Origin of the sequence: Paraplanobispora takensis (assembly GCF_016863195.1) — a bacterium.
In the GTDB taxonomy this organism is placed as follows: Bacteria; Actinomycetota; Actinomycetes; order Streptosporangiales; family Streptosporangiaceae; genus Planobispora; species Planobispora takensis.
In genome coordinates, this window is sequence record NZ_BOOK01000021.1 from 124,449 (window position 1) to 144,799 (window position 20,351).

Genomic DNA, 20,351 nt, shown 5'->3' on the forward strand with positions numbered 1-20,351 from the left:
CCCGTGGGTCCACCCGGTCACGCCTGTCGTCTCCGCTCGCACCGCAGCGAGGATGCGCGCGATCATGCCACCGTCTCCGTTCCGCGGGTCCACCAGGTCACGCCGCCTCCGCGGGCAGGACGGCGGTCACGTGCCAGCCGTCCCGGGTGGGGCCCGCCTCCAGCGACCCGCCCAGGAGCTCGGCCCGCTCCGCCAGTCCGGCCAGCCCGAACCCGCCCCGGCGGGAGGCCTCGGAGTGGCCGCCGCCGTCGTCGGTGACCCGCACCCGCACGTTCCTCCCCTCCCGGGTGACCGCGACCTCCACCCGGGTCGCCTGTACGGCGTGCCTGCGCACGTTCGTGAGCGCCTCGGTCACCACCCGGTAGACGGTGGCCGAGGTCTCCCGCGACAGGTTCAGGCCGGGGGCCACGGTGAGGTCGGCCGCCGGGGAGAACCCCTCGACCAGGCTCTCCAGACCCTCGACGCCGGGCAGGCGGTGGTCGTTCCCGGAGGCCTCCTGCCGGTCGTGGAGCATCTCCACGGTCCTGTCCAGGGAGGCCAGCGCCCGCTGCCCGGCCTCCTCGATGCGCCGCAGCGCCTCGGCGACGGCGGGCGGCAGCGGGCCGGGCACCAGGCGGGCGGCCTGCGCCTGGACGAGCATGCCGCCGACGTCGTGGGCGACGTAGTCGTGCAGGTCACCGGCGAGGGCGAGCCGCTGCGCACGCCTGGCCTCGGCCACCGCGCGGCGCCGGGCGCCGTCGAGGGAGCGCAGGTAGAAGCCCGCCCCGGCGGCCGCGATCGCGGGCAGGGACCAGGCCGCGCACGCCCCGGCCATCAGGGACGGCTCTCCGGGCCACAGAACGCGCAGGAGTATCAGCGCGACGGCCAGTCCCGGCAGCGCCGTCGCGACGGCGGCCCCCCGGCCCGGCGCGCGCCGGGCCGCCAGCAGGACCAGCACGAGCAGCGGGACCGTCTCGACCATCATCCAGACGGTGGCCTCGGGCCGCCGCCCCAGCAGCGGCTGAGCGGCGGTGATCGCGAGCGACACGGCCCCGCCCGCGCCCGCCGCCATCGCGACGGGGATCCGCGGCGCGAAGGCCGCGACCGCCGAGGCCGGCACCAGGCACGCCGAGATCATTTCCATAGGCCGACTGTAGAGGGCGGCCGGGAGGAGCGGATCTGCCGGACGGCCGACCGAGGACGGCGCAAGCCGTACCGAATCCCCCGGACGGCCGATCGGAGGCGGCGCAAGCCGTACCGGATACGCCGGACGGCGGATGGGACTCGTGCCCGCCCCCGGCCCACGCTGGGGTCATGGATACGACGATCACTCGAACGACCGCCCGCTGGGCCCGGTGGGCGGCCTACGCGGCGGGTGCCTGGTCGCTCGCCTACGGCGGGCTCGGGCTCTGGTGGGCACTCGACGGGCGGGGCTTCCCCTTCGGGGAGGGCGACGTCCCCGACGCCCGGGCCGAGTCGCTGCTCGGTGCCGCGACGGCGGCCGGGACCGGGCCCGTCATCGCCGCGCTGGGCGCCGCGGGCGCGCTGCTGGCGCTGGTCCTGGCCAGGGTACGGCTGCGCGGCGTGCCGCGGGCGGCGGCGCTGGTCCTGGCCTGGGCCGCCGCCCTCACCCTGGCCGTTCTCGTCCCCGACCAGCGGGTCCTGGTCGCGGTGGCCTACGCTCCGATCGCCCTGGTCGGCCTGCCCTGGGGCTGGCCACCGGCGAACTACTTCGAGGTGGCGTTGCCGTGGCCGGTGCTGAACCTGCTGATCTGCATGGCCGGCGGGGCGCTGTGGGGAGCCGCGGCGCTGGCCTTCCAGCGCCGTTCCGCCGGATGCTGCCAGAGCTGCGGGCGCGCGGAGGACGGGCACTCCACCTGGACCCGCCCCGCCGCGGCGGCGCGCTGGGGGCGCCGGGCGGCCTACGTCGCCTTCGCCATCCCGCTCTTCTACGCCGTGGTCCGGTGGGCGTGGGCGCTGAAGATCCCGCTGCTGGTCCCCCACGAGGGCCTGCAGTGGCTGCACGAGACCGGCCTGGTGTGGGCGGGCGCCGGGCTGGCGACGCTGGCCTCGCTCGGCGGCGTGCTCACGCTCGGGCTGGTGCAGCGCTGGGGCGAGATCTGGCCGCGCTGGGTGATCGGGCTGGCCGGCCGGCGGGTGCCGCCCGCCTTCCCCGTCACCTTCGCCTCGGTGATCACGGTCATCCTGGCCTCGGCCGGGGCCACGGCCGTGCGCGTCACCGACTGGACCGACCCGGTCGCCTGGCTGGCCAACCCGATCACGTACTGGCCGCTCTGGGCGGTGGCCCTGGGCGTCGCCACCGCCGGCTATTACCTGCGCCGGCGGGGGAGGTGCCGCCGCTGCGGGCTGATCTGACCCGCCCCCGCCGCCGGGTGGGTCGTCCGAATGGCCGATGGAGGACTCACCCACTGGTCGCACCCGTGGGACGGGAGTGGCCCTGCGGGGGAGGCGAAGTCCGTCCGCGAGTCCGATGGCCCGCGTTTTCCCTGGCAATAGCGTCTATCTCGTCATAACGCATTCGTTTTCGGGAGAGGCTGACGTGACTATCACCGGAGAGGTCGGTGCGTGGAACGCTCGGGGGAACGCGGCGTCCGCCGTGGTGGCCAGGGGCCTGACCAAGGTCTACGGCCAGGGCGACGCGGCCGTGCACGCCCTTCGGGGGGTGGACGTCTCCTTCGAGACGAGCGCCTTCACCGCGATCATGGGCCCCTCGGGATCCGGCAAGTCGACGCTGATGCACTGCCTGGCCGGCCTGGACGCGGTCAGCGGCGGGAAGGTGCACATCGGCGACGTGGAGCTGACGGGGCTCAACGACAAGCAGCTCACGCTGCTCAGGCGTGAGCGGATCGGGTTCATCTTCCAGGCCTTCAACCTGCTGCCGACGCTGACGGCCGAGCAGAACATCCGGCTCCCGCTGGAGATCTCCGGCCGCAAGGCCGACCAGGACCTGTTCGACCGGGTCGTGGAGACGGTCGGCCTGCGCGACCGGCTCGGGCACAAGCCCACCGAGCTGTCGGGCGGCCAGCAGCAGCGCGTGGCGGTGGCGCGGGCGCTGATCAGCAAGCCGCAGGTCATCTTCGCCGACGAGCCGACCGGGAACCTGGACTCGCGCAGCGGCGCCGAGGTGCTGTCGTTCCTGCGCACCTCGGTGCGGGAGCTGGGGCAGACGATCGTGATGGTCACCCACGACCCGGTCGCGGCCTCCTACGCCGATCGGGTGATCTTCCTGCGGGACGGCCTGCTGGTCAGCGAGCTGATGCGCCCCAGCCCCCAGTCGGTGCTCGACACCCTGATGAAGCTGGAGGCCTGAGGGTGCTGAAGACCACTCTGGCCGGGTTGCGGGCGCACAAGCTGCGCCTGCTGCTCACATCCCTGGCGATCACGCTGGGCGTGGGCTTCATCGCGGGCACGTTCGTGCTCACCGACACCATCGAGGCGGGTTTCCGGCAGAAGTTCGCGGCGGCGGCCGACAAGATCGACGTGGTGGTGCTGCCCGCGGAGGACGGGGGACGCGAGCGGCAGGCCGTCGGAGCGGACCTGCTGGAGAAGGTTCGCGGCGTCGAGGGCGTGGCGGACGCGCAGGGCGTCGTGCGCGGTACGGCGGCGCTGATCGGCAAGGACGGCAAGGCCGCCGGCGACTATCCGACCTCGGCGATCTCGATCCCGGAGGGCAGGCTCAACCGGACCGAGATCACCGGCGGCGCGGCGCCCAGGAGCGCGGCGGAGGCCGTACTGGACGAGAACACCGCCAAGACGCGCGGGTTCGCGGTGGGCGACAGGATCACCGTCCTGGACTCCAAGAACGTCAAGCACGAGTTCACGCTGGTGGGACTGTTCGACGTCGGCGTCGACCAGGCGCTGGCGTACAGCGGCGCGGTCGGCTTCACCACCGGCACCGCGATGAAGATGAGCGGCGAGAAGGACTTCCGGAAGATCGACGTGGCCGCCGCCGAAGGCGTGACCGCCGAGACCCTGCGCGCGTCGGTCGCCACGGCCCTCGGCACCGGGGCGCAGGTCGAGACCGGCGCGAAGCACGCCGAGGAACTGGCCGCCGCCAACGGCGCGGACACGAAGATCCTGACCCTGGGCCTGCTGCTGTTCGGCCTGGTCGCGATGTTCGTCGCCGCCCTGGTGATCTACAACACGTTCAACATCCTGGTGGCCCAGCGGACCCGCGAGATGGCGCTGCTGCGCTGCATCGGCGCCACCCGCAGGCAGGTGTTCGGCTCGATCGTGCTGGAGTCGGCGGTGGTCGGCCTGATCTCCTCGGTGCTCGGCCTGCTGACCGGCCTGGGCCTGGGAGCCGGGGCGCTGGCGGTGATCGGGCGGACCGGGCTGGACGTGCCCACCGGCGCAGTTGCGCTGGCGCCCCGCACGGTCGCGGTCGGCATGGTGCTCGGGATCGTCGTGACGGTCGCCGCGGCGCTGCTGCCGGCCCGGGCGGCGACGCGGGTGGCGCCGATCGCCGCGCTGCGCTCGCAGGTGGAGGAGCAGACCTTCAGGACCGGGGTGGTCCGGGTCGCGTTCGCGGGGCTGTTCCTGCTGGCCGGGGTCGGCGCGACGGTGCTCGGGGTGACCCAGGACCCGGGTGAGGCGGCGCTGTTCACCGTCATGGGCGGCGGCGCCCTGACCTTCCTGGCCGTGCTGATCCTCGGGCCGGTGCTGGTCAAGCCGCTCAGCGCGCTGGTCGGGTGGCTTCCCGGCAGGCTGTTCGGCGTGCCGGGCAGGCTGGCGGTGGACAACTCCCAGCGCAACCCGAAGCGGTCGGCGACCACGACGGTGGCGCTGACCATCGGCGTGACGCTGATGACGTTGATCTCGGTGCTCACCGCGACGCTGCGCGTGACCTACAACGCCAAGCTCGACGAGCAGTTCCCGGTGGACTATCTGGTCGCCTCGCAGGGCGACCAGGGGACCCTCCCCCGGGCGCTGGCCGAGGACCTGCGGGCCAGGCCCGAGCTGGCCTCCGTGGTGGCGCTGCGCGCCGCCTCGGCGAAGATCGGCAAGCACGGCGAGTTCGAGGTCGGCACGTTCACCGCCGCCGCGGACTTCACCCCGAAGGCCGCCACCGGTTCGTTCGGCGACCTGAAGCCCGGAACCGCGGCCCTGGCCGACTACGTCGTCAAGGACCTGAAGGTCGAGGTCGGCGACACCATCGCGGTGAAGACGACCGAGGACGGCACGGTACAGCTCAAGGTGGTCGCCACCTTCCTCGGGGAGAACGCCCTGCTGCCCGAGGTGACCGTTCCCGAGCAGGACTTCGACGGGTACTTCGGCCGGCTGGGCGACGGCCAGATCATCGCCGACGTCAAGGACGGCGTGGCCGAGGAGAACGCGCGCAGGGCGGTCGAGGCGGCGGCGCAGCCGTACCCAACGGCCAAGGTCTCCAGCTCGACCGAGATCCGCGGGGAGTTCGACGAGGCGCTCGACATGATGCTGATGATCATCACGGGCCTGCTCGGCCTGGCGATCCTCATCTCGCTGCTGGGCATCGCGAACACGCTGTCGCTGTCGGTGCACGAGCGCACCCGCGAGTCGGCCCTGCTGCGGGCGCTGGGACTGACCCGGCCGCAGCTGCGCCGCATGCTCTCGGTCGAGGCACTGGTCCTGGGCGTCATCGGCGCCCTGGTGGGTGTGGCGCTGGGGGCCGTGTTCGGATGGGCCGCGACGACGACGATGACCACCGGGGTCGTCTTCCAGCTCCCGGTCCCGCAGGTCCTGGCGTTCGTGGCGCTGTCCGGCCTGGCCGGGGTAGTGGCCGCGGTGCTGCCCGCGCGCCGGGCGGCGCGGGCCTCGATCGTCGGCTCGCTGGCCTCGGGCTGATCTGCGGCCCGGCGGTTCGCGGACCGGTGGCCCGGGCGCCCCTAACGGGGGCGGCGCCCAGGCCACTGGTCCGCGACGGTCTCGGGGTTGAGGAGGGGACGGATGTCGATCTCGCCGGTGGCCTTGTCGATCACGATGCAGCCGGCGCCGACGGTGTCGGGCAGCACCGCCGGATCGTCGGACTCGTGCTCCTTCGACCAGGCGACATAGCCCTCCTTGAAGGCATATATCCCGATCTCCAGGGCGGCGTCGCGGTGGCGGACCCCGTTGATGTACTCCTCGGCCACGGCCCGCGCCTGCTCGAGGTTCACAGCCTCCGTCCCTCCCTGTCGACGATCATGCAGAAGACCCCCGTCACGGAGTCGTAGGGCGGCTCGACGGCCATGTGACCGCGCTGGGCGTCGATCCAGATCACCTCTCCGCCGGAGTTGACCGCGTTCCAGGCGTGGCTGCCGCCGCTGGGCCACCGGGTGACCAGGAGTGCGGCCGCGCCGTGCCCGCCGGCCAGCAGCGTCTGCGCGACCATGGTGTAGGCCCGCCTGCCCTGCCCCGCGTGCTGGAAGCGCTGGCCCAGCCAGCGCTCGGCCCGGGCCGAGCCGCCGGCCTCCCCGCTGAGCAGCGGCTTCCCGATGCGGTCGTACTCGGGATAGCGGGGCGCGGCCACCGTCGGCACGCCGTACCAGGTCGCCAGGACGGCCATCGCGCAGTCCATGGCGTTGGTCGCCCGGAACGGGTCGTCGGTCGAGCCCGCGCCGTTGATCAACCGGATCCACATGCCGCGGGGGTCGGGGAAGCGCCGCGGCACCCCGTGCTCGTCGACCGGTACGGCCAGCGCGATGTCGGCCTGCGACTGCGGCTCCGGCCGCGCCAGCCCGCCCTCCATGCCGTACGGCCGGCAGCGGTCGAGCCGCGGCGGCCGCCAGGGCTCGCGCTCCGGCTCCCGGGGCGGCGCCACGACCACCGAGGCCGGAACGTCCAGCTCGAAGTCACGCCAGCGTTTCCCGTCCGAGGTCACAACCGGGTTGTAGATTCCTTCGGGCAGCAACCGTCGCGTCACGCGAATCCCCCTTCGCCCCACCCGTTTCGCAGCCGATGGTAGGACGCCCGCCTGCGCGGCGTCGGGGAGTTGGCCATATCCGGACCTGCGGCATTCCACCGGCGGGCGATCGGGGTCAGGCGACGTTGACCCTGATCGCGTGCCAGCCGGTGGCGCCGTCGGGGGCGACCGGCGCCTGCTCGGAGGTCTGGGTGTAGCCGGTGGCGTCGGTGGCCCGCACCTCGATGGTGTGCTCCCCCGCGGTGGCCTCCCAGTCGTCGATCACCCACTGGCGCCAGGTGTCGGCCGTCGGCGCCTCCGCCAGCCTGGCCTGGCGCCACGGCCCCCGGTCGATCCGCACCTCGACGGCGTCGATCCCCTTGTGCTGGGCCCAGGCCACGCCCGCCACGGTCGTCCGGCCCGCCGGAACGGTCGCCCCGGACTTCGGCAGGTCGATGCGCGACTGCGTCTTGATCGGCCCCTCGGCCGACCATCCCCGGGGCGTCCAGTACGCCTCGTCCCGGTCGAACCGGGTGACCTTGATCTCCGTGACCCACTTCGTCGCCGAGACGTAGCCGTACAGCCCGGGGACGACCTGGCGGGCCGGGAAGCCGTGGTCGACGGGCAGCGCCTCGCCGTTCATCGCGATGGCGAGCAGCGCGTCGCGGCCGTCCATGACGACGTCGGCCGGGGTGCCGCAGGTCCAGCCGTCGGCGGAGGTGCTCAGGAGCATGTCGGCGTCCTTGTGCACCCCCGCCTCGCGCAGGATGTCGGCCAGACGGGCGCCGAGCCAGCGGGCGTTGCCGATGTACGGCCCGCCGACCTCGTTGGAGACGCAGCAGAGCGTGACGTCGGCCTCCACCATGGGACGCCGCATCAGGTCGGCGAAGGTCAGTTCGATCGGCCGGTCGACCATGCCGTGGATCTTCAGGGTCCAGCTGCCGGGCTCGACCTTGGGAACGATGATCGCGGTGTCCACCCGGTAGAAGTCGGCGTTGGGGGTGAAGAAGGGCGACAGGCCCCTGATCTTGAGGTCGCTCCCGGCGGGGACCGGCTTGGCCGCGGTCGCGGGCGACGGCAGCGCCAGGCCGACGCGGGCCTGGTCCACCTCCGCGCCTCCGGACAGCAGCCGTCCCACCGCACCGGCGGCCCCGGCCGCGACCACCCCGCCGAGCAGGCCGGTCAGCAGCCCGCGCCGGTCGAAGGAGTGCAGGTCGTCCCCGGCCCGCATGATCGGCGGCGCCGTCACGATCACCCCGTCCTGCCCGGATGCCGGGTGGAGAGCCGCCTCGTCCTCGCTCCGCGACGCGGCCGGGGTGTCCGCCGTCTCTGAATCGGCGCCGGGCCGGGGACGGGGTGCGCCCGAGCCGGCGGCGACGGAGCGGCGGACCAGCCGGGAGAGGGCCACCATGCCGGCGCCGACGCCGGCCAGGACCGGGAAGACGTCGGGCAGGCCCGCCTCGGGACGGGTCAGCGACGCCGCCAGGCCGATCACGCCGAGGACGACCAGGCCGGCGTGGCCGTACCGGAGATCGCGGAAGGCCAGGATCCCGATCCCGACGGCGAAGGCGGCAAGGACCACGGAGACGCCCGAGAGCAGGACGGCCTTGTCGGCCTCGCCGAAGGTCCCGATGGCCCATTCCTTCAGCCAGGACGGGGACAGGTCCACGACGGCGTTGCCGACCGTGAGGACCGGGAACGCCGACGCCTTCACGACCCCGGCGACCAGCCATGACACCCCGATCGCCACGGCCCCCGTGACCAGCCCGACCAGCGCCGCGGCCCACGCGGGCACGCCCCTGTAGCTCTCCATGCTGCAGACGCTACGCCCGCCGGGGGCCGCAGGTTCTTACGCGCCGATTACGGGACATGATCGACATGGCCCGATCCCGCCGTCGGGAACGGTGCGGGATCAGGCGAAGGTCTCGGCCATGATCGGGGCGAGTGCCCGGAAGGCGCGTCCCCGGTGGCTGATGGCGTCCTTCTCCTCGGGGGAAAGCTCGGCGGTCGTCCGGGTCTCCCCCTCGGGGACGAAGATCGGGTCGTAGCCGAAGCCGCCGGTCCCGCGCGGGGCGTCGATGATCACGCCGCGCAGCGCGCCCTCCACCACCCGCTCCTCGCCCGAGGGCCACGCCAGCGCCGCCGCGCACGCGAAGTGCGCCCCCCGGTGCTCCCCCGGCACGTCGGAGACCTGGGCCAGCAGCAGGTCCAGGTTCGCCTTGTCGTCGCCGTGCGTGCCGGACCAGCGGGCCGAGAAGATGCCGGGCATGCCGTTGAGCGCGTCGACGCACAGGCCGGAGTCGTCGGCGACGGCCGGCAGGCCGGACAGCCGGGCGACGGTGTGCGCCTTCAGCAGGGCGTTCTCGGCGAAGGTCAGGCCGGTCTCGGCGACGTCGCCGATCTCCGGGAACTCCTCCAGGCCCACGATCTCCACCGGCACCGAGGCGCCGGCCAGGATGCGGCGCAGCTCGGTGATCTTCCCGGCGTTCCTCGTCGCCAGCACGACGCGGCGCGCGCCGTTCCCCGCCGGACCCTCACGCCCGCTCGCGCCGGCGCCCCCTTCCACGGGCACGTCCGCCCGCCCGCTCATGCCAGCGCCTCCTTCTGCATCCGGGTCAGCTCGGCGCAGCCGGCGACGCCGAGGTCGAGGAGCTGGTCGAGGACGGCCCGGTTGAACGGCCTGCCCTCGGCGGTGCCCTGGACCTCGACGAACTCCCCGGAGCCGGTCATCACGACGTTCATGTCGGTCTCGGCCGCGACGTCCTCGGTGTAGCACAGGTCGAGCAGCGGGGTGGAGCCGACGACCCCGACCGACACGGCCGCGACCGAGTCGACCAGCGGGTCGCCCTTGCACATCTTGCGCTCCCGCATCCAGCGGACCGCGTCGACCAGCGCGACGTACGCGCCGGTGATGGCGGCGGTACGGGTGCCGCCGTCGGCCTGGAGCACGTCGCAGTCGATCAGGACGGAGTTCTCGCCCAGGAGCTTGTAGTCGACGCAGGCCCGCAGGGACCGGCCGATCAGGCGGGAGATCTCGTGCGTCCGGCCGCCGATCCTGCCGCGCACCGACTCGCGGTCGTTGCGGGTGTTGGTGGCCCGCGGCAGCATCGCGTATTCGGCGGTCACCCAGCCCTGGCCGCTGCCCTTGCGCCAGCGCGGCACGCTGTCCTGCACCGAGGCGGCGCACAGCACCTTGGTGCCGCCGAACTCGATGAGCACCGAGCCCTCTGCGTGGGCGAGCCAGCCGCGGGTGATCGTCACCGGGCGGAGCTGATCGGGAGTACGTCCGTCTGCACGAGCCATGGACATCACCCTAGGTCATATACCGCCCCGCTCCGCGCGAGCTCGATCGTCCCGCCGAACCCCCCGCGGGAGGCGTCGTCGAGGATCCGGTTGCGGTCGTACCAGGGCACGAGGTGGGTGAGCACCAGGGTGCCCGCCTCGGCCTGGGCGGCGTGCTCGGCGGCCTGGCGGCCGGACAGGTGCAGGTCGGGCTGCAGGTCCGGCACGTCGAGGAAGGAGGCCTCGCACAGCAGCACGTCGGCGTCCTTGGCCAGGGTGACCAGCTCGGCCGACTCGCCGGTGTCGGCGGAGTAGGCGATCGAGCGGCCGCCGTAGGAGATCCGGAAGCCGTAGGTCTCGACGGGGTGGTTCACCCGCGCGGCGGTCACCTCGAAGGGACCGACCTCGAACACGCCGGGCGAGAGCCGCGAGAAGTCGAAGGCCGTCTCCAGTCCCGGCTCCTCGGGCATGCCGTAGGCCGCGGCCAGGCGCCGGGAGGCGTCGGCGGGCGCGTGGACGGGGATCCTGCCGAACGGGCCCTGCGGGGAGTAGGTGCGCACCACGTGGTACGGGCACAGGTCGAGGCAGTGGTCGGCGTGCAGATGGGACAGGCAGATCGCGTCCACGTCGTAGAGGCCGATGTGCCGCTGGAGCGCTCCCAGGGCGCCGTTGCCGAAGTCCACCAGCATCCGGAAGCCCTCGGCCTCCAGTAGATAACAGGACGAGGGACTGTCCGGACCGGGGAAACTTCCAGAGCACCCGATGATCGTCAACTTCACGGCGGCCTCCTGTTCGTTGCGGCGCAGCGCGTCGCGGCTCGGGCGCGGCAAACCGGCGCGCCCTCACTTGTTCCCTGTGTTCCGGCTCGCCCCCTCGCGGCCGGGTCACTTTTACGGGCGGTGCCCGTTGCTCCCGGCGTCTCCCACCGCCGCGAGTTCGACTGCCTGGATCTCCGGCCCGAGGAAGCGCCGCCCGAGCCGGGCGAACAGAGCGCCGTCGCCGGTGGCGCGGAACCGGTGACGGGGTGATGTCCCGGCCGCGGCCGCCAGGCCTCGGTCGTGCAGGATCCGGAAGACGTCCTTGGCGGTCTCGTCGGCGCTGGACACCAGGGTCACGCCGTCTCCCGCCACGTATGAGATGGGCCCGGTGAGCAGCGGATAGTGCGTGCACCCCAGGATGAGCGTGTCGCAGCCGTCGGCGAGGATGGGCTCCAGATAGTCGCGGACGACCTCGATGAGCTCCTCGCTCATCGTCTCGCCGCGCTCGACGAACTCCACCAGCCGGGGTGCGGCCACCCCGGTCAGCCGGACGTCGGGAGCGGCGGCGAAGGCGTCGTGATAGGCCATCGACTCGATGGTGGCCCGGGTCCCGATCACGCCGACCCGGCCGTTGCGCGTGGCCCGCGCGGCCCGGCGGGTGGCCGGCTGGATGACCTCCACCACCGGCACGTCGTACCGCTCGCGCGCGTCGCGCAGCACCGCCGAGCTCGCGCTGTTGCAGGCGATCACCAGCATCTTGACGTCGTGCTCGACGAGGTGGTCCATCACCTCCAGGGCGTACGCCCGGACCTGGGCGATCGTTTTGGGCCCGTACGGTTGCCGCGCGGTGTCGGCCACGTAGAAGATCGATTCATTGGGCAGCTGATCGATGACGGCCCTGGCCACCGTGAGACCGCCCACACCGCTGTCGAAGATTCCGATGCTCGCTTGCGACACGGTTCCCAAGGTTAGGCGACGTGTGCGGAACGCTCACGGTAAGAATCCTCACAACGCATGTTGCATCGCTCACGTACCACGGCTCAGAGCCGTCACCCGGTCACGGCTCCGAGCCGTCACCCGGTCACGGCTCCGAGCCGACGCCCGCCCGCGGCTCGGCGCCGCCGCCCTCGGCCGCGGCGGGTCAGCCCCGGCCGACGCGGGCGAGCTGACGGGACTGGGCGACCAGCCGGCCGGCGGAGTCCCAGACCTCGACCTCCTCGTCGAACCAGCCGTCGCTGATCAGGCGGCCGCTGCCGAGCAGGGTGAGCAGGCCGGGGGCGGGCAGCGCGCGCAGGTGCCAGGTGAGGTCCACGGTCGGGGCCCAGCCGCGGGCCCCGGCGGAGAAGACCACCGGCGGCAGGGCGTCCACGGCCAGAGCCAGGATGTAGGGGTCGGGGTCCTGCGGCTCGGCCATCCTGAAGTAGGCGCGGCCCTCGGGGCGGCCGGTGGGCTCGCCGGTGAGCCAGCCGATGGTGGGCGGGTCGAACGCCATGTCGATCTGGGCGTTGAACGTCATGTTCGACTCGGGCTTGGGGTCGGGCAGCTTGACGCACTCCTCGACCGGAGGCATGGCCGCCGGGGGGTCGCCGGTCCAGTCGGGGGCCACGTCGGCGAGGGTGGCGGTGGTGACGAGGCTCTCGATGAAGGCCTTCTCACCCTGGCCGTCCCCCTGGACCAGGGTGGCCCGGGTCATCGTCGCGGTGCGGCCGGTCTTGATCTGCTCCAGCCGTACCCGCGCGGGGCCGGGCACGGGCGCGCGCAGGAACTGGGCGCTGGTGGTCACCGGGTGCTCGTGCGGGGAGGAGTCCACGACCGCGCGCAGGATCACGGCCATCAGGTAGCCGCCGTTGAGCGGCCCGCCGATCGAGTAGCCGGGGTCCAGGCACACGTCATAGGTGGTCTCGTCGACCCGGATCGCCTGCGTCGCCTCGTCGAACTTCGTCATCTGCTGTCCACTGCCTCGCTTCACCGGGCGGTCCGTCCCGAACCTTATTCTAGTGAGGCCACTTTACCCACCCGGCGCGGCGCGCGCCTCCCCGGTTCCCCCCTTGAGCGGACCGACGGCCCTCCAGGCACAGAAGACCCGACAAGTCACGCACTTAACATTTTTGTCTAGATTTTCCCATCTATGACGGTGTCAGGGGCGTCACATAAGGCATCCTCGAACTGCGTGTCTCAGGACGGTGATCCACACGGAGAGTGCCGGGCGGCGGTCGGAGCAGGGACGAACCCCTGTTAGATGCAGCAAAGCCGCAGTTAGTTCGATGCAAGTGATTCGCTAGAGACGTGCACTAACTTCTAAGCATCCGCGAAGTCCACATTGTGAGTGAGCATGCCTGCCAACAATCCCCCCGACCAGTCCCCCGGATCGGGCCCCCAGCCCGACAGGACGATCGCATACCGTCGGAACGAGGGTGCGCAGCAGCACGACCAGCCGCACACCCAGGCCTACCCCCAGGGCTACCCCCAGCAGGGCGGTTACCCGGCCCAGGGCGGCGGTTACCCGCAGGGCCAGTCCGGATACCCCCAGGGAGCGGGCGGCTACCAGCAGGCCCCGCCCCCTTACCCCCAGCAGTCCCAGCCCGCCTACCCGCAGCAGAACTACGGGCAGCAGGCGCAGTACGGCCAGCAGGCCTACGGTCAGCAGTCGCAGTACGGCCAGCAGGCCCAGCACGGACAGCAGGCCCAGCACGGACAGCAGGCGCAGTACGGCCAGCAGGCCTACCAGCAGCAGGGTTACGGCCAGCAGGCCGGCTGGCAGCCGCAGAACCCCGAGTTCCTGGGTGCCGCCCAGTCCTCCGCCCCGCGCAGGCGCGGTAAGAAGGGCTGGCTGGTCGCGGTGGTCGCCGCGCTGGTCGTGGCACTGATCGGCGGCGGCGGCGCCTACGCGTTCAACCTGCTCAGCGGTGGCGGCACCCAGCCCGACCAGGTGCTGCCCGGCAACGCCTTCGGCTACGTCCGCGTCGACCTCGACCCGGCCGCGAACCAGAAGCTGGCGCTGTTCGAGATCGCCAAGAAGTTCACCGTCACCAAGGACTCCTTCACCGGCGACGACCCGCGCAAGTCCCTCTTCGACATGATCAAGAAGGACAGCCAGGACCTCAGCAAGGTGGACTACGCCGCCGACATCGAGCCGTGGCTCGGCTCCCGCGTCGGCGCGGCCTTCCTCCCGCCGGCCAAGCAGGGCGAGGAGCCCCGCGCCGTGGTCGCCGTCCAGGTCACCGACCAGGACAAGGCCAAGGCCGGGATCGCCAAGCTGATGGGCGAGGAGAAGTACGGCATCGCCTTCCGCGAGGACTACGCGCTGGTCACCCCGACCCAGGCCGAGGCCGACCAGGCCGTCTCCGCGGCGCCGCTGTCGGAGAACGCCAACTTCACCTCCGACCAGAGCGACCTGGGCGAGACGGGTGTCCTGTCCTTCTGGATGGACGCGGGCAAGGTCGCCGAGCTCGCTCCCGAGCTGGCCACCCAGGACCCGGCCACCCTGGCCAAGATCAAGAACCTCCGCGTGGCCGGTGCGCTCCGCTTCGACGGCAGCTACGCCGAGGTCGCCGGCATCGCCCGCGGCGGTCAGGCCCTGGACATGGGCGAGCCCGAGCCCTCCCAGATCGGCCGGCTCCCGGCCACCACCGCCGCCGCCGTCTCGATCTCCGGTCTCGGCGACACGCTCGGCAAGCAGTGGGCCGAGGTCATGAAGACCCTCAACCAGAGCGGCAACGGCCAGAGCTTCCAGCAGTTCGTCGACCAGGCCCAGCAGCGGTACGGCCTGGCGCTCCCGGCCGACCTGGTGACGCTGCTCGGCAAGAACCTCACCCTGGCCCTCGACGCCAACGGCCTGGACGGCAACGCGCCCAAGTTCGGCGCCCGGATCGCCACCGACCCGGCCAAGGCCCAGGAAGTCGTCGGCAAGATCGAGAAGTTCCTCGCCGACTCCGGCACCACCGTCCCGCAGATCGCCAAGGTTCCCGGCGACGGCGTCCTGGTCCTGGCCAGCTCGCAGGAGTACGCCGCCGAGCTCGCCAAGGAGGGCACGCTGGCCGACAGCGAGACCTTCAAGCTCGCGATCCCGAACGCCGGCTCGGCGACCTTCGCGGCCTTCGTCGACCTCGACAAGATCGAGAAGTTCTACCTGCAGAACCTCCAGGGCGACGAGAAGGCCAACGCCCAGGTCCTGCGCGCCGTCGGCATCAGCGGCTCGCAGAACGGCGGCGACGCGGACTTCTCCCTGAGGGTCCTGTTCAACTAGCAGCGGCCCGACCGGCAGCACGACGGTCACACGCGAGAGGGCGGGCGTCCCGGATGGGGCGCCCGCCCTCTCGTCTTCCTCGTCTTCGCTTCCGCCTTCACTTCCGTCTCCGCGCGAGACGCCTCGTGGGAGGCGCCGCACGGGAGGCACGGCCCGTCAGGCCCAGAGCTGGCCTTCCAGCCGCTCCTCGGCCTCGTCCAGCGTGCCCTCGTAGGCGCCGGTGGACAGGTACTTCCACCCGCCGTCCGCCACCACGAACACGACGTCGGCCCGCTCACCGGCCTTGACCGCCTTGGCCGCCATGCCGAGTGCGGCGTGCAGGGCCGCCCCGGTGGAGACCCCGGCGAAGATCCCCTCGGCGGCCAGCAGCTCCCTCGTCCGGCGCAGGGCGTCACCGGAGGAGACCGAGAAGCGGGTGGTCAGCACGTCGGCGTCGTAGAGCTCGGGGATGAAGCCCTCGTCCACGTTGCGCAGGCCGTACACCAGCTCGCCGTACCGCGGCTCGGCGGCGACGATCTTGACGTCGGGCACGCGCTCGCGCAGGAACCGGCCGACCCCCATCAGGGTGCCGGTGGTGCCGAGGCCGGCGACGAAGTGGGTGACCGTCGGCAGGTCCTCCAGGATCTCCGGGCCGGTCGTCTCATAGTGGGAACGCCAGTTGGCCGGGTTGCCGTACTGGTAGAGCATCACCCAGGACGGGTTCTCCGCGGCCAGGCCCTTGGCGACCCGCACCGCCTCGTTGGAGCCGCCCGCCGCCGGGGAGGAGATGATCTCCGCTCCCCACATGCGCAGCAGCTGGCGGCGCTCTTCGGAGGTGTTCTCCGGCATCACGCAGATCAGCTTGTAGCCCTTGAGCTTGGCGGACATCGCCAGCGAGATGCCGGTGTTGCCGCTGGTGGGCTCCAGGATCGTGCAACCGGGCCTGAGCAGCCCGTCCTTCTCCGCCTGCTCGATCATCCACAGCGCGGGGCGGTCCTTGATCGAACCGGTCGGGTTGCGGTCTTCGAGCTTGGCCCAGATCCGCACGTCCTCCGACGGCGACAGCCGGGGCAGGCCGACCAGGGGAGTACGGCCGACCGAGTCGATCAGCGATTCGAAACGCATGAGGGCTGGCTTCCGCTTCGTGATGGCAGACGTCGAGGTGACCGACGCCGCGATGGCAGACGTCGTGGTGGCGGGCGGCGGGCGCCCGCGTGCCCCGCCGGGGTCACCGGCGGCGCGGGCGCGCCTAGCGGGAGCCGCCGGCCACGGCGGGCAGCACGGTGACGGTGTCGCCGTCGGCCACCGGGGTCTCCAGACCGCCGAGGAAACGCACGTCCTCGTCGTTCAGGTAGACGTTCACGAAGCGGCGCAGGGCGCCCTGGTCCACCAGCCGGGCCTGCAGCCCGGGGTGACGGGACTCCAGGTCGCCGATCAGCTCCTCCAGCGTGGCGCCCTGGGCGTCCACGGCCTTGGCGCCGTCGGTGTAGGTGCGCAGGATGGTCGGGATGCGGACTTCGATGGCCATCTCGGATCAGTCTCCTCAAGTCGTCGGGTGACGCCACCGGATCAGAACACCGGGTGGCGAAGGGGGATTCCAGGACTGCCGGTCAGCGACAGTCGTAGACGACGGCGAAGGGAGTATGCCCGAACAGGAAGTTCTGCACGGGAGCGAGACCGGCGTGCCGCACCCGGACACCGGGACGTGCGCGCACGACGTCCTCCAGGGTCGGGTCGGCGGTCGACATGATGGCCAGTTTACCCAAAGGGGTGCTTACCTCCCACGGCCGTACCGGGTGCCGGAGGTCACACCGGAACGATGACGACCTCTTCCTCGGTCACCACGCCGTCGACGATCCGGTACGAGCGCACCTCCGCCTTCTCCCCCAGCTCCTCGCGCGTGGAGACCAGCACGTAGTGGGCGTTCGGCTCGGAGGCGTAGCTGATGTCGGTGCGCGAGGGGTAGGCCTCGGTCGAGGTGTGGGAGTGGTAGATGACCACCGGCTCCTCGTCGCGGTCGTCCATCTCGCGCCAGACCCGCAGCTGCTCCATGGAGTCGAAGCGGTAGAAGGTCGGCGACCGCTCGGCGTTCTCCATCGGGACGAACCTGACGGGGGTGTCGGAGCCCTCGGGTCCCGCGATCACGCCGCACGCCTCGTCCGGGTGGTCGGCCCGGGCGTGGGCGATCATCTTGTCAACCAGTTCCTGCGAGATCGTGAGCATGCCTGGAAGCTACCAAAGGGCGCGCACCAGGGTGTCCTGGAGGTAGGTCAGCCAGTCGTAGGTGACGAAGGCCGGATAGCGGGGGTCGTCCTCCGGCATCCCGGCGATCTCGTCGTGGATCTCCTCGGTCACCTCAAGCCGGGTGCCCAGCGCGAGCCGTACGTCGTTCAGCGCCCGCATCCACGCCTGCGCCTGCTCGGCGGTGAGCTCCACCCGGCCCGGGACCGCGCTGTCGAGCATGGTCTGCGCGTCGGCCCGCTTGGCGTCGCGCAGGGTCGCCTCGGTGTAGCGGCGGAACTCCGCCGACAGCTCGTCGTCCTCGTAGGCCGAGGGGAACAGCCGGGCCAGCACCGGGTCGGTGGGCTCCTCGGAGGAGCCGATGCCCAGGGCCCGCTCCAGCGGATCGTCACCGGTCGTCCCCGGCTCGATCAGGTCCAGGATCTGCGCCATCAGCGACCGCAGGACCGAGACCTCCGCGACGTCGAAGTCGGCGATCACCGTGCCCCCGCGCCCGGCCTTGAACCCGCTGCTCATCGCCCGCCCATCACTCCCCGCTCGCAGCCGCGGCTCACGAGTCCCGCTGCACGGTGGCCCACAACCCGTAGGAGTGCATGATCTGAACGTCACGCTCCATCTCCTCGCGGGTGCCGCTGGACACCACCGCCTTGCCCTTGTGGTGCACGTCGAGCATCAGCTTCTCCGCCTTCTCGCGGGAGTAGCCGAAGACGGACTGGAAGACATAGGTCACGTAGGACATCAGGTTGACCGGGTCGTTCCAGACGATGGTCAGCCACGGCAGATCGGGCCGGACGTCCGCCGAGGGACGCTCGACCTCCATCGGAGCAGTGCTACCCACATCCACCAGTCTGCCCTACCCCGGGCTTAGTCTTCGACTCGTGACGATGAGCATGAGCACGGCGTTGCTGACAGATCACTATGAGCTGACGATGGTGCAGGCGGCGCTACGCAGCGGGGCGGCCTCGCGACGGGCGGTGTTCGAGGTGTTCGCCCGCCGGCTGCCCGGGGCACGGCGTTACGGAGTGGTCGCCGGGACCGGCCGGGTGCTGGACGCGCTGGAGTCCTTCCGGTTCGGCGACGACGAGCTCGCCTTCCTGCGCGACAACCGGGTGGTGGACGCCCCGACCCTCGACTTCCTCGCCTCCTACCGTTTCCGCGGCCGGGTGTACGGCTACCGCGAGGGCGAGTGCTACTTCCCCGGCTCCCCCATCATGACCGTGGAGGGCACCTTCGCCGAGGCCGTGCTGCTGGAGACGCTGATCCTGTCGATCCTCAACCACGACTGCGCGATCGCCACCGCCGCCTCCCGGATGGCCCACGCCGCGGGGACGCGGCCCATCATCGAGATGGGCTCGCGCCGCACCCACGAGTCGTCCGCGGTGGCCGCCGCCCGCGCCGCCTACCTGTGCGGGTTCGCCGCCACCTCGAACCTGATGGCCGGCCACGTGTACGGCGTGCCGACCACCGGGACCGCGGCCCACGCCTTCACGCTGCTGCACGACTCGGAGGAGGAGGCCTTCCGCGCGCAGCTCGACTCGCTCGGCGCGGGCACCACGCTGCTGGTGGACACCTACGACGTGGCGCAGGCCGTACGGACCGCGGTGGAGCTCGCCGGGCCGGACCTGGGCGCGATCCGGCTCGACTCCGGCGACCTGGGCGAGGCGGCCCACGAGGTGCGCGCGCAGCTCGACGCCCTGGGCGCCCACCGCACGCGCATCCTGGTCACCGGCGATCTCGACGAGCACGCCATCGCCGCCCTGGCCGCCGCGCCGGTCGACGGTTACGGCGTGGGCACCTCCCTGGTCACCGGCTCGGGCTCGCCCACGGCCGCGCTCGTCTACAAGCTCGTGGCCCGCGAGGACGCCTCGGGGGACATGCGGGCGGTGGCCAAGAAGTCGGTCGGCAAGCCCAGCCGGGGCGGGCGCAAGAACGCCTTCCGCCGGTTCGACGAGACGGGTACGGCGATCTCCGAGGTGGTCACCGTCTCCGAGATCCGGCCGCCCGACTCCCGGCCCCTGCAGGTCATGCTGGCCGACGGCGGAGAGGCCGTCGGCCGGGAGAAGCTCGACGACTCCCGCGCCTGGCACCGCGAGGCCTTCGGCGAGCTGCCCTCCACGGCCCACCAGCTGTCCCGGGGAGACGTCGCGCTTCCGACCGTGTTTGACTAGGCCCATGGCAACCGCGCTGATCATCGTCGACGTCCAGAACGACTTCTGCGAGGGCGGCAGCCTCGCGGTGGCCGGAGGGTCCGAGGTGGCCGCCGCGATCTCCCGGCACGCCGCCTCGCACCCCTACGACCACATCGTGGCCACCCGCGACTTCCACCTGGACCCGGGCGACCACTTCGCCGCCGAACCCGACTTCGTGATCACCTGGCCCGCACACTGCGTGGCCGGGACGCCGGGGGCCGACTTCCACCCCGCCTTCGACACCGGCCGCGTCGAGGAGGTGTTCAGCAAGGGGGCCTACTCGGCCGCCTACAGCGGTTTCGAGGGCTCCGCCCCCGACGGCACGAGCCTGGCCGGCTGGCTCTCCGCACGCAAGGTGCACGCGGTGGACGTCGTCGGCATCGCCACCGACCACTGCGTGCGCGCCACCGCCCTGGACGCCGTCGAGAACGGCCTGGCCGTCCACGTGCTCCTGAACCTGACCGCCGGCGTCGCCCGCCAGACCACCGAAGCCGCCCTGGCCCAGCTCGACTCGGCCGGAGTCGTCCTGACCGGCGCCCCGGTGGTCCACGCCCCCTGACGCCTCTCAGCTCGCGGGCATCCCCAGAAAACCGATGATCCTGTCGAGCTTGCCGTCCATGGTCCTGAAGTCCCGTTTCAGTCCCGAGACGTCCTGCCTGACCTCGACCATGTCGTCCTTCAGACCCGTGACATCCGTCTTGAGATCCGTGACGTCCGTCTTCAGATCCGCGACATCCGTCTTCAGACCCGAGATGTCCTGCCTGACCTCGACCATGTCGTTCTTCAGATCCGTGACG

At 72.0% G+C, this 20,351-nt stretch carries 21 protein-coding genes and 1 pseudogene; 6 read left to right on the forward strand and 16 right to left on the reverse strand.

The genetic code is table 11. The features are described 5' to 3' along the window. Window positions 1–97 precede the first annotated feature (97 nt). Window positions 98–1,123, reverse strand: coding sequence for a sensor histidine kinase (locus Pta02_RS15880; protein ID WP_203875579.1), 1,026 nt, complete (start codon window positions 1,121–1,123; stop codon window positions 98–100). A gap of 170 nt (window positions 1,124–1,293) precedes the next feature. Between Pta02_RS15880 and Pta02_RS15885 the strand changes: the two genes are divergently transcribed. From Pta02_RS15885 to Pta02_RS15895, 3 genes are all read left to right on the forward strand, one after another. After that, window positions 1,294–2,355, forward strand: coding sequence for a hypothetical protein (locus Pta02_RS15885; protein ID WP_203875580.1), 1,062 nt, complete (start codon window positions 1,294–1,296; stop codon window positions 2,353–2,355). A gap of 184 nt (window positions 2,356–2,539) precedes the next feature. Next, window positions 2,540–3,310, forward strand: a complete 771-nt coding sequence (locus Pta02_RS15890; RefSeq protein ID WP_203875581.1) for an ABC transporter ATP-binding protein — start codon at window positions 2,540–2,542, stop codon at window positions 3,308–3,310. 2 nt (window positions 3,311–3,312) lie between these two features. Next, on the forward strand, window positions 3,313–5,823 hold the full coding sequence (locus tag Pta02_RS15895; protein ID WP_203875582.1) for an ABC transporter permease: 2,511 nt from the start codon (window positions 3,313–3,315) through the stop codon (window positions 5,821–5,823). Window positions 5,824–5,864: 41 nt separating this feature from the next. On the opposite strand, the gene Pta02_RS15900 is transcribed toward Pta02_RS15895, so the two are convergent. The 8 genes from Pta02_RS15900 to Pta02_RS15935 form a co-directional block, all read right to left on the reverse strand. Further along, entirely contained in the window at window positions 5,865–6,134 is a 270-nt protein-coding gene (locus Pta02_RS15900; RefSeq protein WP_203875583.1) for an SUKH-4 family immunity protein, read from the reverse strand. Further along, the gene (locus Pta02_RS15905; RefSeq protein WP_239130679.1) at window positions 6,131–6,880 is read right to left on the reverse strand and encodes a toxin glutamine deamidase domain-containing protein; all 750 of its coding nucleotides are present in this window, start codon (window positions 6,878–6,880) and stop codon (window positions 6,131–6,133) included. Before Pta02_RS15905 ends, Pta02_RS15900 begins: the two co-directional genes overlap by 4 nt. 115 nt (window positions 6,881–6,995) lie before the next feature. Next, window positions 6,996–8,672 carry a molybdopterin-dependent oxidoreductase gene (locus Pta02_RS15910; protein ID WP_239130693.1) on the reverse strand — a complete coding sequence of 559 codons (1,677 nt, stop codon included), beginning with the start codon at window positions 8,670–8,672 and terminating at the stop codon, window positions 6,996–6,998. A 99-nt stretch (window positions 8,673–8,771) separates the two neighbouring features. After that, on the reverse strand, window positions 8,772–9,449 hold the full coding sequence (locus tag Pta02_RS15915; RefSeq protein WP_203875585.1) for an XTP/dITP diphosphatase: 678 nt from the start codon (window positions 9,447–9,449) through the stop codon (window positions 8,772–8,774). Continuing rightward, window positions 9,446–10,162, reverse strand: coding sequence for a ribonuclease PH (gene rph, locus Pta02_RS15920; RefSeq protein ID WP_203875586.1), 717 nt, complete (start codon window positions 10,160–10,162; stop codon window positions 9,446–9,448). The genes Pta02_RS15915 and rph overlap by 4 nt, the downstream gene beginning before the upstream one ends. A gap of 5 nt (window positions 10,163–10,167) precedes the next feature. Then, complete coding sequence (locus Pta02_RS15925; protein ID WP_203875587.1) at window positions 10,168–10,920, reverse strand: MBL fold metallo-hydrolase; 753 nt, start codon at window positions 10,918–10,920, stop codon at window positions 10,168–10,170. A 111-nt stretch (window positions 10,921–11,031) separates the two neighbouring features. After that, window positions 11,032–11,856 carry a glutamate racemase gene (gene murI, locus Pta02_RS15930; protein ID WP_203875588.1) on the reverse strand — a complete coding sequence of 275 codons (825 nt, stop codon included), beginning with the start codon at window positions 11,854–11,856 and terminating at the stop codon, window positions 11,032–11,034. Window positions 11,857–12,040: 184 nt separating this feature from the next. Then, entirely contained in the window at window positions 12,041–12,844 is an 804-nt protein-coding gene (locus tag Pta02_RS15935; RefSeq protein WP_203875589.1) for a thioesterase family protein, read from the reverse strand. 387 nt (window positions 12,845–13,231) lie between these two features. On the opposite strand from Pta02_RS15935, the gene Pta02_RS15940 reads away from it, so the two are divergent. Then, window positions 13,232–15,145: a DUF3352 domain-containing protein gene (locus tag Pta02_RS15940; protein WP_203875590.1), complete on the forward strand. Its 1,914-nt coding sequence runs from the start codon at window positions 13,232–13,234 to the stop codon at window positions 15,143–15,145. A 156-nt stretch (window positions 15,146–15,301) separates the two neighbouring features. Here Pta02_RS15940 and Pta02_RS15945 read toward each other — a convergent pair whose 3' ends face one another. From Pta02_RS15945 to clpS, 6 genes are all read right to left on the reverse strand, one after another. After that, complete coding sequence (locus tag Pta02_RS15945) at window positions 15,302–16,249, reverse strand: PLP-dependent cysteine synthase family protein (RefSeq protein ID WP_203875591.1); 948 nt, start codon at window positions 16,247–16,249, stop codon at window positions 15,302–15,304. A gap of 124 nt (window positions 16,250–16,373) precedes the next feature. Continuing rightward, entirely contained in the window at window positions 16,374–16,652 is a 279-nt protein-coding gene (locus tag Pta02_RS15950; protein ID WP_203875592.1) for a MoaD/ThiS family protein, read from the reverse strand. Window positions 16,653–16,734: 82 nt separating this feature from the next. Continuing rightward, window positions 16,735–16,872 (reverse strand): hypothetical protein, encoded by a 138-nt coding sequence (locus tag Pta02_RS15955; protein ID WP_203875593.1) that lies wholly within the window; start codon window positions 16,870–16,872, stop codon window positions 16,735–16,737. 58 nt (window positions 16,873–16,930) lie between these two features. Beyond that, window positions 16,931–17,347 carry a M67 family metallopeptidase gene (locus Pta02_RS15960; protein WP_203875594.1) on the reverse strand — a complete coding sequence of 139 codons (417 nt, stop codon included), beginning with the start codon at window positions 17,345–17,347 and terminating at the stop codon, window positions 16,931–16,933. Window positions 17,348–17,356: 9 nt separating this feature from the next. Further along, complete coding sequence (locus Pta02_RS15965; protein ID WP_203875595.1) at window positions 17,357–17,881, reverse strand: DUF2017 domain-containing protein; 525 nt, start codon at window positions 17,879–17,881, stop codon at window positions 17,357–17,359. A 34-nt stretch (window positions 17,882–17,915) separates the two neighbouring features. Then, window positions 17,916–18,203, reverse strand: a complete 288-nt coding sequence (clpS, locus tag Pta02_RS15970) for an ATP-dependent Clp protease adapter ClpS (RefSeq protein ID WP_203875596.1) — start codon at window positions 18,201–18,203, stop codon at window positions 17,916–17,918. A gap of 46 nt (window positions 18,204–18,249) precedes the next feature. Here clpS and Pta02_RS15975 point away from each other — a divergent pair, with 46 nt between their 5' ends. Both Pta02_RS15975 and Pta02_RS15980 read left to right on the forward strand, forming a co-directional pair. Further along, window positions 18,250–19,533 carry a nicotinate phosphoribosyltransferase gene (locus Pta02_RS15975; RefSeq protein ID WP_373872385.1) on the forward strand — a complete coding sequence of 428 codons (1,284 nt, stop codon included), beginning with the start codon at window positions 18,250–18,252 and terminating at the stop codon, window positions 19,531–19,533. A gap of 4 nt (window positions 19,534–19,537) precedes the next feature. Then, complete coding sequence (locus tag Pta02_RS15980; protein ID WP_203875598.1) at window positions 19,538–20,113, forward strand: isochorismatase family protein; 576 nt, start codon at window positions 19,538–19,540, stop codon at window positions 20,111–20,113. Window positions 20,114–20,119: 6 nt separating this feature from the next. Here the strand turns inward: Pta02_RS15980 and Pta02_RS15985 are convergent. After that, window positions 20,120–20,351 (reverse strand): annotated as a pseudogene (locus Pta02_RS15985) (DUF1664 domain-containing protein); the annotation flags it as partial.